Annotated in this window: 8 protein-coding genes and 1 pseudogene; 6 read left to right on the forward strand and 3 right to left on the reverse strand. The window is 73.4% G+C overall.

Features of this window, described 5'->3' with window-relative positions; all coding sequences use genetic code 11:
• Positions 1-74: 74 nt before the first annotated feature.
• A complete protein-coding gene (locus tag M8J74_RS12075) occupies positions 75-2,672 on the reverse strand; it encodes a SpoIIE family protein phosphatase (protein WP_249836365.1) in 2,598 nt (865 codons plus the stop codon).
• Positions 2,673-3,117: 445 nt separating this feature from the next.
• Between M8J74_RS12075 and M8J74_RS12080 the strand changes: the two genes are divergently transcribed.
• Positions 3,118-3,753 carry a GNAT family N-acetyltransferase gene (locus M8J74_RS12080; protein ID WP_249836366.1) on the forward strand — a complete coding sequence of 212 codons (636 nt, stop codon included), beginning with the start codon at positions 3,118-3,120 and terminating at the stop codon, positions 3,751-3,753.
• A 15-nt stretch (positions 3,754-3,768) separates the two neighbouring features.
• Here M8J74_RS12080 and M8J74_RS12085 read toward each other — a convergent pair whose 3' ends face one another.
• Positions 3,769-5,445, reverse strand: a complete 1,677-nt coding sequence (locus M8J74_RS12085) for a dolichyl-phosphate-mannose--protein mannosyltransferase (protein WP_249836367.1) — start codon at positions 5,443-5,445, stop codon at positions 3,769-3,771.
• Between the two features lie 494 nt (positions 5,446-5,939).
• On the opposite strand from M8J74_RS12085, the gene M8J74_RS12090 reads away from it, so the two are divergent.
• A complete protein-coding gene (locus tag M8J74_RS12090) occupies positions 5,940-8,942 on the forward strand; it encodes a glycosyl hydrolase (protein ID WP_249836368.1) in 3,003 nt (1,000 codons plus the stop codon).
• Between the two features lie 159 nt (positions 8,943-9,101).
• On the opposite strand, the gene M8J74_RS12095 is transcribed toward M8J74_RS12090, so the two are convergent.
• Entirely contained in the window at positions 9,102-9,635 is a 534-nt protein-coding gene (locus M8J74_RS12095; RefSeq protein WP_249836369.1) for a DoxX family membrane protein, read from the reverse strand.
• Between the two features lie 263 nt (positions 9,636-9,898).
• Between M8J74_RS12095 and M8J74_RS12100 the strand changes: the two genes are divergently transcribed.
• From M8J74_RS12100 to M8J74_RS12115, 4 genes and pseudogenes are all read left to right on the forward strand, one after another.
• The gene (locus tag M8J74_RS12100) at positions 9,899-12,058 is read left to right on the forward strand and encodes a DUF1996 domain-containing protein (protein ID WP_249836427.1); all 2,160 of its coding nucleotides are present in this window, start codon (positions 9,899-9,901) and stop codon (positions 12,056-12,058) included.
• 68 nt (positions 12,059-12,126) lie between these two features.
• Entirely contained in the window at positions 12,127-12,579 is a 453-nt protein-coding gene (locus M8J74_RS12105) for a flavodoxin family protein (RefSeq protein WP_249836370.1), read from the forward strand.
• A 58-nt stretch (positions 12,580-12,637) separates the two neighbouring features.
• Positions 12,638-13,276 (forward strand): annotated as a pseudogene (locus M8J74_RS12110) (sodium:solute symporter family transporter); the annotation flags it as partial.
• 78 nt (positions 13,277-13,354) lie between these two features.
• Positions 13,355-14,950 carry a serine/threonine-protein kinase gene (locus M8J74_RS12115; protein WP_249836371.1) on the forward strand — a complete coding sequence of 532 codons (1,596 nt, stop codon included), beginning with the start codon at positions 13,355-13,357 and terminating at the stop codon, positions 14,948-14,950.
• Positions 14,951-15,011: the final 61 nt, after the last annotated feature.

Consider the following 15,011-nt stretch of genomic DNA (forward strand, 5'->3'; position numbering starts at 1 on the left):
AGCCTCGTTCCGGCGGAAAGCGGTCTCACCGGCGTGCCGTGCGGGCTGCCGCCGTGATCCTCGGAGAGGGTTCGTCAGCTCGGCGGCGCCGGCGGATGGGCGCCGCGTCGGCTGTTGCGCGCCGCGACCCGCCGCGTGGCCAGGAGCAGGGCGATGTCGTCGGGCCGGTCGGCGGTGTGCCGGGCCTTGGCGGTGAGCCGGTCGGCGACCCCGGCGAGCGGCCGCCGGCCCGGACGCGCGGCGGAGGCCCCCGCTCTCGCCAGGGCCACACGCAGGGCGGTGATGCCGTCGTCGATGTCCACGCCGGGCCGTTCCACGAGCCCGTCCGTGTACAGCGCGAGCACGGCGCCCGGCTCGATGAGCAGCTCGGTGACCGGGTAGCGGGCCTGCGGGTCCACCCCGAGCACGACACCGCCGGGCAGGTCCACGACCTCCGTGTGACCGTCCGGGCGGCGCAGCAGCGGCGGCGGGTGGCCCGCGTTCGCGGCCCGGGCCCGTCCCGAGACCGGGTCCAGCCGGATGTAGCAGCAGCTCGCGAACTGCCCCGGGTCAAGGTCGATGAGCAGGTGGTTGATGCCGCTCAGCACCTCGTCGGGCGGCCGGTCGCCGAGTGCGAACGCCCGCACCGCACTGCGCAGTTGCCCCATGGTGGCCGCCGCCGACACCCCGTGCCCCTGCACGTCGCCGATCACCAGCGCCAGACCGTCACCGGCCTCCACGACGTCGTACCAGTCGCCGCCCACCTCCATGCCCTGGGTGCCCGGCAGATACCGTCCGGCGGTGTCCACCTGCGGGTGGACGGACAGCCGGCGGGGCAGGAGGGCCTGCTGCAGTCCGCGGGCCAGCGCGGCCTCGCTCTCGTAGCGCTGCGCCTTCTCCATCGCGTGGGCGATCAGTCCGGCCAGCGCGGTCAGCACCGCCCGCTCCTCGGTGCTGAAGGTGCGCGGGACGTCGAAGCCCAGGATGCAGGAGCCCACCGGCCGGCCGGAGGCGATCAGCGGCAGGAAGGCGCGCGCTCCGCGCGTGGCGTCCAGCGGGATGCCGGGGTAGGCGTCCGTCAGCTGCTGCATCGAGTCGAAGAACAGCGGCCGTCCGCTGGTCAGCGTCTCCACACCGGGCAGATGGGCGTCCAGCCCCACCCCCTCGAAGGGGGTCAGGAACCCCTTGGGGAAGCCGGACTCCCAGGCGAGGTACAGATGCCGGTCCTGCAGCAGGTAGATGGCGAGGCGGCGGCCGCCGAACGCGGGCAGCAGCTCCCGCATGACCACGGCCGCCACCTGGCGCGCCGTGACCGCCTCGGTGAGCGCGATGGCCAGCACGATGGGCCGGTACAGCGGCGCCAGCGACGCCGCGCGGGGCGCCGCCTCGGGGACCGACTCGTCCGGCTCGGACGGGGGAGGCAGCCCGGCGGCCTCGGCGACCCGGCTCGCCGGGCGGAGGGTGCACGCCAGGACGTCGGGCCCCGGGAAGACGCACACGTCGAGCCAGGCGCCCTCGTACAGCGCCCCGTCGGCCCCGCCCTGCTGCGGTGGCCCGGCGCCGCCGGCCGGGCGGGCCACGTGGAAGCGCACGGGCTCCGGCGACAGCAGGGCACCGCGCAGGTGGTCCTCGCAGGTCGGCTGGTTCAGCCAGGGCACGCCCTCCCACAGCGAGCGGCCGAGCAGCTCCGCCCGGGGGCGCTGCAGGAGCTGCGCGGCACGCGGGTTGGCGTAGTGGATCACGCCCAGCCGGTCCAGGCACAGGACGCCGTCCGGCAGCAGGTCGGCCGCCGCGTCGGCCGCCGCTCCGGGGCCCGGATCGACGACGAACCCCCGGACGGGGTGGGCGCCCGACGGTGGGCCGGGCAGGGAGGGCGCGGCGTACGGGCTCCACAGCTCCACCAGCCGCAGCGCCTCGTCCTCGGCCCGCACGTACAGCGGCAGCGGCGGCGGTCTGCCGGCGGCCGTCTCCCGCAGCGCGGCCAGCACCTGTGACGGGTCGGCCGGGGCCACGGCCGCGGCGAGCGCGTGCACACCGGAGACGAATCCCTCGGCCGGCACCCCGAGGAGCGCGGGCAGCCGTTCGTCGACGGTCACCACGTCGGTCACCGGATCCCAGGCGAATCCCCCGGCCCGCCCGGCCGGGGGGCGGGTGCCGGGCGGCCGTGCGCTCAGGGGTTCGCCGTCCCAGGCCAGGGGCGGGCCGCCGCCGCTCTTCTCCAGCCGCAGCAGAGCCGCGCCCAGCTCCTCGGCCAGCGTCATCATGCGGTCGCGGTGATGCATCAGCTCGGCGGCGTCGGCGGCGGAGGGGCGCAGCACGGTCAGCACACCGTAGGTGATGCCCCCGCCCACCACCGGGACGTACAGTGAGCCGAACTGGAACGGCAGCCCCGCGGCGAACTGCGGATAGCGGCGCATCGTCTCGGTGGCGTTCGGCAGCACGACCTGTACGCCGAGCCGGTAGGCGTCGGCCACCGGGAACGGCCGGTCGACGTGCATCCGCCACCAGGGCCGGAACAGCGGCCCGGGCAGTCCGGCGAGGACCGCCAGCCGGAGCAGTCCGGGCGTGCCGGAGCGCAGGTAGACGCCCCCGGAATGGCCGCCGGCCACGCTGATCGCCTCTGCCGAGGCGTCGATCAGCAGCGCGGCCAGCTGCCCGGACGTCTGTTGTGCGTCCTCCGCGCTCCCAGTCATCGGCCCTTCCTCGTCCGTGCCGCCCAGCGGATGACACAGCAAGAATGCGCCACCAGGGGCCTCGGGCGCACCCGGGCGGACGGTGTGGAATCGGCGACGGAAGGGAGACAGGCGGTACGGGGGACTGGGCCGGGCGCCCGGAAAACCCTCCCGGGCGCCTCCGACCAGGGCTTTTCCCGCCGCCCGCGCACATCCCGGGCAGCCTTGCCCGGCGCGTCCGGCGGGACCTTTCGAGCGACCGGCGCCCCGGAGCCGGGAGGGCGGGGACGTCGGCGTGGCCGGAATGTGGTTCCCGCGGAGGCGACGATCATGGCTGAGCGGCACCCCGTGGACGGCCTGCGGGACCGATCGGCGCGCAGGCGTCGGCCGGGGCGGTGACGCCCGAGCGGACAGATCCGGCTCCCACGGGCTTGTGGGAGCGCTCCCAAGAGGCCAGGATACTGCGATGACCTCGACGACTCCCACCGTCCGCCCCTACCGGCCCGAGGACCGTGCTGCCCTCGACGACATCTGCGTCCGCACCGCCCACGTCGGCCAGGACAGCCGGGGCGTGTACGAGGACCCCTCGATCTTCCCGGCGACGTTCGCGGCGCCGTACGTCCATCTCGAACCCGAGCTGGCGTTCGTCCTCGACGACGGGCACGGGCAGGCGGTCGGCTACATCCTCGGCACCGCCGACACCCCGCGCTTCGTCGCGGAGTTCCGCGCCAAGTGGCTCCCCCTCGTGGCGGACCGCCACCCGGAGCCCGCCGGGCCGCCGAAGACCCCCGACGAGGCGATCGTCCTGCTGCTGCACCACCCCGAGCGGATGATCGTCCCCGAAGTGGCCGCCTACCCGGCCCACCTGCACATCGACCTGCTCCCCGACTGGCAGGGGCGCGGCCACGGCCGTGCGCTGATGCGGGCCTTCCTCGATGCGCTGCGGGACCGGGGCGTGGCGGCGGTCCACCTCACCATGGTCACGGCCAACACCCCGGCCCGGGCCTTCTACGACCGCATGGGCTTCCACGAGATCGCGGTGCCCGACCCCGGCCCGGTCACGTATCTCGGGCGCACGACAGGCGACTTGGACGCCCTGTGAGGTGCGATACGGCCGTCAGATCCACGTGTCCAGCCACATCCGCGCGTGCCAGTCGGCGTAGGGGATCGCCCGGCCCGCGTACAGAGGGAAGAAGTAGATGAAGCTCCAGGCGATGAGCAGCACCAGGGCCCCCGCCGACACCGCGCCCACCACGCGCCGCCCCTCGCGCGCCCCCGGCGGCCCGAGCAGCGCGCCGACCAGCATCGCGACGGCCAGGCACAGGTAGGGCACGAACGCCACGGCGTAGAAGGAGAAGATCGTCCGGTCCTGGAAGCCGAACCACGGCAGATAGCCGGCCGCCACCGCGCACAGCACGGCTCCCGCCCGCCAGTCGCGGCGCAACGCCCACCGGAAGAGCAGGTAGACCAGCGCGGCGCAGGCCGTCCACCACAGCAGCGGCGTGCCCAGCGCGAGGATCTCCTGGGAACAGGGGGAGGTGCCGTGACAGCCCTCGCGTCCGGGCTGCGGTGTCTCGTAGTAGAACGACACGGGCCGGCCGAGGACCAGCCAACTCCACGGATTCGACTGGTACTTGTGCGGCGAGTGCAGGTTCACGTTGAACTGGTAGACCAGGTACTCGTAGTGCCACAGGCTGCGCAGCGGGGCCGGGACCCACGACCAGGGGCCGCCGCGGCCGTCCGCCCAGTGCCGGGCGTAGCCCTTGTCGGACAGGAACCACCCCGTCCAGGTCGCCAGATACGTCACCACGGCGACCGGTATCAAAGACAGCACCGACCAGCCGAGGTCCCGGCGCAGCACCGCGCCGTACGGGCGGTCCGCGCCGGCGACCCGGCGTGCGCCGACGTCCCACAGCACGGTCAGAGCGGTGAAGAACACCAGGAAGTACAGGCCGTTCCACTTGCCGGCGGCCGCCAGCCCCAGGAACACACCGGCCGTGAGCCGCCACGGGCGCAGCCCCAGGCGCGTGTACGTACCCGTGTCGTGGTCGGGCCCGGCCGAACCGTCCGCGCGCGGCGGCAGCGCGGCCGCGAGCCGGGCCCGGGACCGGTCGCGGTCGATCAGCAGACAGCCGAACGCGGCCAGCGCGAAGAACATGACGACGATGTCGAGCAGCGCGGTACGGCTCATCACGAAGTGCAGGCCGTCGATGGCCATCAGCGCCCCGGCCAGACAGCCCAGCGCCGTCGACCGGAACAGCCGGCGTCCGATGCGGCACAGCATGAGCACCGACAGGGTGCCGAGCAGCGCCGTCATGAACCGCCAGCCGAACGGGTCCAGCCCGAACAGCTCCTCCCCGAGGGCGATCACCCACTTGCCCATCGGCGGGTGCGCGACGAAGGAGGGGGTGTCGGAGAGCGGGATCACCTGGGGATGGGCCAGCAGCTGCGGATCGGTGACCTTGCGGTCCGGCCAGGTCCCCTCGTAGCCGAAGCGCAGCATCGACCAGGCGTCCTTGGCGTAGAACGTCTCGTCGAAGACGACCGCCCGGGGCTGCCCGAGCCGCCAGAAGCGGAGCACCCCGGCGAGGACGGCGACGAGGACCGGCCCCAGCCAGCCCGCCGCGGCGCCCGCCCGCCCTCTCGGCCGGGGGAAGGGCGGCACGAGACGCTCGCGGATGTCGGTGCGGGGTAGGGCCAGGTAGCCGAAGCGCCGCAGCCGCTCGGCCCACGCGGTGGCCTCGGGCACGACGGCCGCGCGCACGTCTTCGTCGACGCCGGTGTCACTCGTCATCCGATCATCGTAGGGAACGCGCGTACGAGCCGTGACGACCTCCCCGGCAGTGACCGGGCCATCCCCAACCGCCCGTGCGCGTAACCGGTTTCGTTGGCGCGTGCCCTCCCGCCCCGCCCTGATGCGGCCGACCCGAAAGCCGCCGTGCGTGACGGGCGGCCGTCGTCGTCCCCGGCTTCACGGCGGCCGCCCGTGCCTCCGCCAGGTGAAAGGGGAGAGTCGGGCAGGTCGGCCTGGTGAAGGCGGGGTGAACGGTGCGGCGCCGCGCGGGTGGTGGACGCGGGGTGACGCGGCGCTGCTGCAACTCCGGCTCCGGCGCGCGGGGTTCTGGCTCAGGGCGTAGCCCGCAACCCAGGTCGCGCGGCACGTGTCCGGTCGCGCTGCTCGGGATCACTTGCCGCCGACCTCTTGACCTTCGACGAGCGAGCGACCTAACGTTCCGGCGTTTACATCGCTTTGAAACGATTCAATCCATCGACTCCAGGGGCACAGCCATGCACGAACTCGTCTCGCGCGGCGGGATGTCACGCCGTACGGTCCTCGCCACGGGCCTCGCCGTGGGGGCCGTGGCCGCCCTCGGCACCATGGCGCCCGCCGCGGCCGCGCTGCCCGCCGGTGCCGAACAGCGGCCGGACGCCGACTGGTTCGCCCGGCCCGCGCGTTCCGTGCGCCCCCGGTTCCGGTGGTGGTGGCCGGACGGCCTCGTCGACCCGGACGAGATCGCCCGCGAGATCGACCAGATCGCCGACGCCGGCTTCGGCGGCGTGGAGATCGCGGGGGTGCACCACAGCATCAAGGACAAGTCCGTCCTCGACACCGAGCACCACGGGTGGGGCAGCAGACCGTGGCTCGACGGTGTGGAGGCGGCGCTGCGCCGGGCCGCGCGACGCGGCCTCACCGTCGACCTCACCCTGGGCCCGAGCTGGCCCGTGGCCGTCCCCGGCGTCACCCCCGACGACGAGTCCGCCGCCCAGGAACTCGCCTACGGACGCGTGTCGTTGGCCGCCGGAGCGACCTACCGGGGCCCGGTCCCGCCGCCCGCGCACGCCCCCGCCTCCGGCGTCACGCGCCGGCGGCTCCTCGCCGTCCAGGCCGCCCGTGTCGCGCCGGCGAACTCCACCCGCAAGGAGACCGGCCTCGACCCGTCGACGGTCGTAGACCTCACCGCGACCGTCGCCGACGACGTCCTGACCTGGACGGCGCCCGCCGACGGCGACTGGGTCCTGATCTCCTACTGGCAGCGCGGCTCGGGCCAGCAGCCCGAGTCCGGCCCGCACACCGCGCCCGCCGCCTACGTGGTCGACCACTTCAGCCCGGCCGGCACCGCCGCCGTCACCGGCCACTGGGACGACATGCTGAACCGTGACCTGCGGCTGCTCCTGAAGGCCGCGGGCGGTTCCTTCTTCGAGGACTCCGTGGAACTGGAGACCGACGGGCTGACCTGGACCTCGCGCCTGCCCGACGCCTTCGAGGAGCACACCGGCCGAGCACTGCTGCCGTACCTCCCGGCACTCGTCCTCGACAAGAGCAACCAGGTCTTCGCCTTCGACGCCCAGCTCACGCGGCAGATCCGGCACGACTTCTGGGAGACCGTCTCCGGCCTCTTCAACCGCCACCACCTGGGCGCCCTGCGGGACTGGGCGCACTCGCTGGACATGACCCTGCGGTCGCAGCCCTACGGCCTGCAGACCGACGCCATCGCGTCGGCGGCGCTCCTGGACATCCCCGAAGGAGAGTCCCTCGGCTTCAAGAACCTGGACGACTTCCGCTGCCTGGCCGGCGGCCGCGACATGGCCGGACGGACCGTGCTGTCCTGCGAGGCGGGCGCCTACAACGGCTCGGCCTACAGCACGACTTGGGACCGCTTCCTGCGCACCATGGGCGGCGCGTACGCGGCCGGCGTGAACCAGACCGTCGTGCACGGCTTCTCCTACGCCACCGCCCCGCAGGTGAGCTGGCCCGGCTTCGCGGCCTTCAGCCCCTACAACGGCACACCAGGCTACGGCGAGTCGTGGGGACCCCGGCAGCCCACCTGGAAGCACATCGAGGACATCTCCGGATACCTCGGCCGCGTGCACCGCGTGCTCCAGGCCGGCACGGCCAGGGCGGACGTCGCCGTCTTCCGGCAGACCGGCTACACCGCCACCGGCATCGGCGCCTCCTGGTTCACCTCGACCGGCATCCCGCGGGGCTGGACCCACCAGTTCCTCAGCGGCCCCCTGCTGGACCTGCCCGGCGCCACCGTGGCCGACGGCCGCCTCGCCCCGGACGGCCCCGCCTACAAGGCACTGTTCGTCGAGGGCGACTTCTTCTACGGCTCCACGCCCACGCTCGCCCTCGCCGACGCCCGCAAACTGCTCGCCCTCGCCCGGCAGGGGCTGCCCATGGTCCTGCTCGGCGTCTTCGACCAGGCCCTCACCCCCGGCGTCCCCGGCGACGGAGAGACGGCCCAACTGCAAGACGTCATCGACGCGTTGCTGGCAGTGCCGCACGTCACCCGGATCACGGACAAGACCGCGGTCGGCGACGCCCTCACGGGGCTCGGCGTCAGCCCCGACGTCCGGTACGCCACCTCCTCCACCCTCCTCAACGCCCACCGGGCCACGGCGGAGGCGGACTTCTACTACCTGTGCAACGGCAAGCACGCCGAGACCGTCAAGCCGCCGGTGGCCGCGATCGACCACGACGTGACCCTGCGCCGCACCCGGGGGAGGAAGTCGGTGCCGTACCTCCTCGACGCGTGGACGGGCGAGGCCGTGCGGCTGGCCCGCTACACCGAGGACGGCGACGACGTCACCGTGCGGGTCACGCTCCAGCCTGGCGAGACGATGATCGTGGCACTCGGACGGCCCGGCCTGTTCGGCGACCGTGACGGCGACCGCCCGCACGCCGTCACCTCCGACGCCGACACCGTGCTGTTCACCGAACGCGGCCTGACCGTGCGGGCCGGCGCCGCGGGCACGTACACCACGCGGCTGTCCCAGGGGCGCACGGTCACCACCACGCTTCCGGCCGTTCCCGACCCGATCGTCCCGAGCCGTTGGCAGCTGGACGTGGACGACTGGACCCCCGGCTCCACCCCGACGCGCACCGAACACGTCCGGCGCACGGTGACCCTGGACGCGCTCGCCCCCTGGTCGCGCATCCCCGAGCTGGCCGACTCCGCGGGCATCGGCCGGTACCGCACCACGATCGCCCTGCCGCGGCGGTGGAGTTCGTCCTACGGCGCCGTACTGGAACTCGGCCAGGTCAGCGACACCTGCCGGGTGACCGTGAACGGCACGCTCGTGCCCCCGGTCGACCGGCTGCACCCCGTCGTCGACGTCGGCCGGTATCTGCGGGGCGGTGACAACGTCATCGAGGTCGAGGTCGCGACCCCGCTGATCAACCGGCTGCGCGTGGCGCAGCCGGCGGTCTTCGGCACGACGGCGCGTCAGGACCACGGCCTGGTGGGTCCCGTGCGACTGGTGCCCTACGCGCAGGAGGTCGTCGCCTGACGACGTCCGGGGCGCACCCTTCCGCACGGTGCGCCCCGGACGCCGTACGCCTCGTACCGGACAACAGCGGTCCTGTTCGGCCCTGTTGACGCTCCCGGCCATGTCTTCTCGCGTGGGACTCGCGCGGGCCTGACCGGGCCTGACCGGGCCTTCCGTCCGTCAGCGGGGCAGCTTGGCCCGCAGAGTGCCGGCGACGGCCGCCGGACGGGCGGTGGCACGGGCGGTACGCCGCACCAGGTGCGCTTCCCGGCGCACGTCCCGCGCGGCGTGCCGTCCGCGCCACAGCAGGGACGGGGCGCCGGCGGTGTCGTCGGCGGCGATCAGCAGACCGCCCAGCATGGACAGGTTCTTCAGGAAGTGGATGCGCTGCTGCGCCCGGTCGGCGGGGTCCTCGGCCTCCCAGAAGCGGTGGCCCGCCAGCGTCGTGGGCACCAGCGTGGCCGCGAGGGCCAGCGAGGACAGCCGGGGCAGCCGGCCCAGCCCCAGCAGGACGCCTCCCACCACCTGGACGGCACCGCTCAGCCGTACGACCTGGTCGGTGCGGTCCGGCAGTGCCGAGACACGCTCCGTGACCGGCCGCACCACCGGTTCGGCGGCCGGGGCGACCTCCTCGGGGGCCCGCAGGCTGTTCAGGCCGCCTGCCACGAACATCGAGGCGAGCAGGGGACGGCCGGTCATGCGCAAGAGACTCATGGCGCTCTCCAGACGTGTCGATGCGGACGGCCCCTCCCGGGTTCCCGGTCCGGGCGTCCGCAATCGGCACCCCGTACCACCAGCGGGATCGAACAACTTCTGAGAGGTTTCTATGAATCCGTGAGGCGGTTGAACACTCGGGCGCCGTCATCCGTATGGGGCGAGGGATTTCCATGCCGACCGCCGAAAGCAGTAGGAGAACACTCGTGGGACGCAACTCGCGCAGACGCCCGACAGGCCCACGCCGGGCCACCTTCGCGGCCATGGCCCTGATGCTGGGCGGCGGAGGACTGATCGCGGCCAACGTCTACGCCTCGGCGACGGAGGACTCGGGGGCCCAGCAGGGATCGACGTTCAGTGCCGCCGGCGGGACGATCGACTGCCCCGACGTCGGCAGCAAGCTGACCGAGGTGCCGGAGAAGGCCAGGCCGGACGTCGACAAGGACCTGGCCGCGCTGGACCAGCAGATAGCGCAGGCCTACCAGCAGTTGCAGGCGGCGACGCCCGAGCAGCGCCAGGACAGCGGCTACACCGACGACAAGGTCATGAAGCCGCTGGAGGAGCAGCGGGGGCAGACCCTCGACAGCATCGGCGCCGCGATGGACCAGGCTGGCGGGAAGTCCGACGGGCTCGACGCGATGGCCAACTGCCAGATGCGCACCTGGAACGGTCAGGACGGCGGCCAGAACGCGGGCGACTCCCAGGGCGGCGGCCAGAACAACGGCCAGAACAACGGAAGTTCCCCGAGCGGCCAGCCGCAGGGAGGCCAGCAGAACGGCAACGGCGGCCAGGCCGGCAACGGTCCGGTCGCCGCCGACTACCAGGACATCAACTCCGTCCAGCCCAACTCACCGGCCCCGGACCTGAGTTCCTTCGACTCCAAGGGCACCTTCACCACCAGCTGCGGGGTCAATGCGAACGGCCTGCGCAACTCGGACAACGTGATCGTCGCCCCGGGCGTCAGCAACGGCGCCCACCACTTCCACGACTACATCGGCAACCAGTCCAACACCGCCTTCGCCAGCGACGACGACCTTGCGAAGGCCGACACCAGCTGCGAGAACAAGGGCGACAAGTCCACGTACTACTGGCCCGTGCTGCGTCTGCAGAACGGCACCCAGGAGCAGGACGCGGACAAGCCGGGCGGCGGCACCGAGGGCAACGCCGGGCAGATCGTCACGCCCAAGCAGGTCACCATGACCTTCATCGGCAGCCCGCGCAGCAAGGTCGCGGAGATGCCCCGCCTGCTGCGCATCATCACCGGCGACGCCAAGGCCTTCGTCAACGGGCCGGCCAACGCCAACGCCTCCTGGAGCTGCACCGGCTTCGAGGACCGGCAGCTGAAGGACAAGTACCCGCTGTGCCCGCAGGGCAGCGACGTGGTGCGCACCTTCCGCTTCCAGAGCTGCTGGGACGGCCGCAACATCGACAGCGCCAACCACCGCACCCACGTGGCCTTCGCCGACGCCTCGGGCGCCTGCCCCAACGGCTTCGAGGCGATCCCGCAGCTCGTCCAGCGCATCGTCTACGACGTCAAGGCACCGAGCCTGCAGGACGGCGGCCGGACCACCCCGCTGTTCGCGGTGGACTCCTTCCCCGAGAACCTGCACAAGCCGGTGACCGACCACGGCGACTTCATCAACGTCTTCGACGCGGGCCTGATGAAGGAGATGGTCTCCTGCATCAACGACGGACGGAACTGCGGCGCCGGCACCGGCGAGGACCCGGGCGGCTCGGGCGGTTCCGGTGACACGGGCGGCAACGGCGGCGGTGACAACGGCGGCAACGGCGGCAACGGCGGCAACGGTGGCTCGGGTGACAACGGCGGTTCCGGCGGGGGCGCGACCGAGTCGCCGTCCGCGCAGCCGACCGACGCTCCCTCCGCCACGCCTTCGCAGGAGCCGACCGCCCAGCCCACGCAGGACCCCGGCAAGGGCAACGACGGCAAGGGCAACGACGGCAAGGGCAACGACGGCAAGGGGTCGGGCGACAACGGCGGTTCGGGCAACGGCGGTTCGGGCGCCGGCGACCAGGGCGGCTCCGGTGGCGGGGCGACTCAGCCCACGACCGCCGCGCCGCAGACCGACCAGCCGGGCGGCGACGAGCCGAGCGTGTCCAGCACCTCCGTGCCCAAGGTCTACGGGAAGTCCTCGTCCTCCAAGAGCGCCTCGGCCGCACCGGCGAACAGCGCCCCGGCGGACAACGGCGGCGGCTCCGGCGGCTCGGGCGGCGATTCCGCGCAGTCCCAGGCTTCCGGCGGGAACGACGCGGCGGCCGCGGGACAGACCGAACCCCAGGCGGTCCAGGGCAACCTGGCCGAGACCGGCACGAGCCTGTGGCCCGCTGCGGCCGGCACCGTCCTGCTGATCGCGGGCCTGGTCGTGCTCGCCCGCTCGAAGCGCACCTTCCTGCGGCAACGGTGAGGACGCGCTAGCGCGGGTGACCCGCCCGCGCTTGCGCGGGTGCGGCGCGAGAGGGCAGGGTGCGGGATGTGCCCACCCTGCTGATCGTGCACCACACGCCCTCGCCGAACTGCCAGGCCATGCTGGAGGCCGTCGTCTCCGGTGCCACCGCGCCGGAGATCGACGGCGTCGACGTGGTACGGCGGCCGGCGCTGTCCGCCTCCGCGGCGGACGTGCTGGCCGCCGACGCGTGTCTGCTGGGGACCCCGGCCAACATCGGGTACATGTCCGGGGCCCTCAAGCACTTCTTCGACCAGATCTACTACCCGTGCCTGGACGCCACCCAGGGCAGGCCCTACGGCTGCTACGTGCACGGCGGCAGCGACGTCACCGGCGCCCTCCGCGCCATCGACACCATCACCACGGGCCTCGGCTGGCGACGTACCGCCGCGCCCGTGACCGTGACCGGTGAGCCCGGCAAGGCCGACATCGAGGCCTGCTGGGAACTGGGGGCCACTCTCGCGGCCGGACTGATGGGCTGACCCCGGCCGCACCGTCCGAACCTGCTCCGCACGCCGCTGCCGTGCGCAGTATTGCGGAACCATCGAGCGGACGGACCGCAAGGGCGACTCGGCCGTCCTGCTCCTGGCGCACCAGCTCGGCGGCGGGGTCCTGACGGCCCTGCTGTCCTGCCTGGCCTTCGTCACCCTCCTCGCCGTCGCCTCCGGACTCACCCTCGCCGCGGCCTCCTCCCTCGCCCACGACCTGTGGGGCGAGGTCGTCCGCAAGGGCAGGGCGGAGCAGACCGAGGAACTCGTCGTCGCCCGCCTCTCCGCGGTCGTCATCGGGGTCCTCGGCATGCTGCTGGCCCTGGTGTCCTGGGGCGCCAACACCGCCACCCTGGCGTTCCTCGCCTTCGCCACCGCCGCCTCCGCCCTCCTGCCCACCCTCGTCCACACCCTGTTCTGGCGGCGCTTCCACGCGACCGGCGCCCTGCTCAGCCTCTGCGGCGGCCTGCTGTGCTCGGTGCTCCTCGTCGTCTTCTCCCCGGTCGTCTCCTCGACCCCGGCCTCCTTCTACCCGGACGCCGACTTCGCCTGGTTCCCGCTGCAGAACCCGGGCATCGTCTCGATCCCGGCCGGGTTCGTCCTCGGCCGGCTCGGCACCGTCTTGGCGCGCCGCGAAGAGCCCGACGCCTTCGACGAGTTCCAGGTCAGAGCGCTGGTCGGCGCCGAGTAGCAGGCAGGCGCCCGCCTCCCCGCACCGGACCCCGGTGCGGGGCACGGACTGTCCGAGGCGTCCCTTAAGCTCCTCGCCATGAACGACGGGGACAGCGGCAGACGCATCGTCGACGACCGCTTCGAGTTGCAGACCAGGCTCGGTGGCGGCGGCATGGGCACGGTCTGGCGCGCCCGTGACCTGCTGCTGCATCGCGCCGTGGCCGTCAAGGAGGTCCGTCCCGCGGACCCCGACCTCGCCGAGTACGACCCGGACAGCGCGCGCATGCTCCGCGAGCGGGTGCTGCGCGAGGCCCGCGCCCTGGCGAGGGTCCAGCACCCGAACGTCGTGACGATCCACCACATCGTCGACGGCGGGCCGGGCACCTATCCGTGGATCGTCATGGAGCTCGTCGAGGGCGGCTCGCTCGCCGACCGGCTGGCCCGCGGTCCCATGGCGCCCGCCGAGGCCGCCCGCATCGGCCGCGGGGTGCTGGACGCCCTGCGCGCCGCCCACGCGGCGGGCGTCCAGCACCGCGACGTCAAACCCGCCAACGTGCTGCTGCGCACCGACGGCCGCCCCGTGCTCACGGACTTCGGGATCGCCGCCGTCCGCGAGGCCACCGCCCTGACCGCCACCGGCTCCATCATCGGCACCCCGGACTACATGGCCCCGGAACGCGTGACGGGCGGCGACGGCGGCCCCGCGGCGGACCTGTGGTCGCTGGCGATGATGCTGTACGTGGCCGTCGAGGGCCACCACCCGCTGCGGCGCGGAACGACCCTGGCCACGCTGGCCGCCGTACTCCACGAGGAGGTACCGCCGCCCAAGCAGGCCGGGCCGCTGACGCCCGTACTGGGACGCGTGCTGGTGCGGGACCCCGCGGCGCGGCCGGACGCGGCGACGATCGACGCGCTGCTCGCCGCGGTGGCGCAGGACGCCGGCGGTTCCGGCACGACCTCCTACCCGCTCGCGCCGCCGCGGCCCCAGGCGCCGCCGTCGGCCGAGACCGTCGTGGCCCGCCCCGGGCGCTCGCGCCGTGCCCTGATCGCCTCCGCCGCGGCCGGAGCGCTGCTGGTGGGCGGCGTGACCTGGGTGGCCCTGTCCGGCGGCGACAAGGGCGACAGCCCGTCGGGCTCCGCGGGACCGAGCAGGCACACGACGGTGGGACAGAGCCCGACGCCCACGAAGCCGTCGCCGTCGCCGTCCGCGGCGCAGGACACGACGTCGCATCACGGCACCGGCATGCTCACCCCCACAGCCATCCGCACGGCCCTCAAAGCCATCGAGGACGAGACGGGCAGGAACACCTTCGGCGACTTCAAGGTGTACCCCACGTACGTGTCGGCGGACGCGGTGGTCCCGGGCAGCCGGACGCGCTACGACACCTACACCTACCGTTCCGGGGGCGGAGTGGAGAAGGGCATCATCAAGGGCACCCTGACGAGCGGCGACACCCCGGTGAGCCTGAAGAACTACAACTGGGACGCGGTGCCCGACCTGCTCGCCCTCGCCCGGAAGAAGCTCCATGTCGACAAGCCGACACTGACCTACCTGTTGGTGGAGCCCCCGAGCACCCTGTGGGGTGAGCCCGCCTCGATCAGGGCCTACCTCACGAACGACTACGGCGAGACCGGCTACCTCGTGGCCACCCCGCAGGGCAAGGTCACGAAGCTGTACCCGGCCGGCGCCTGACGGCGGGCGGGGCGCCGTTCGGCCGGATGCAGCAGCACCGCGGGGCGGGGGCGGCGGCGAG

Origin of the sequence: Streptomyces panaciradicis, from assembly GCF_023516615.1 — a bacterium.
Lineage (GTDB): Bacteria > Actinomycetota > Actinomycetes > Streptomycetales > Streptomycetaceae > Streptomyces > Streptomyces panaciradicis.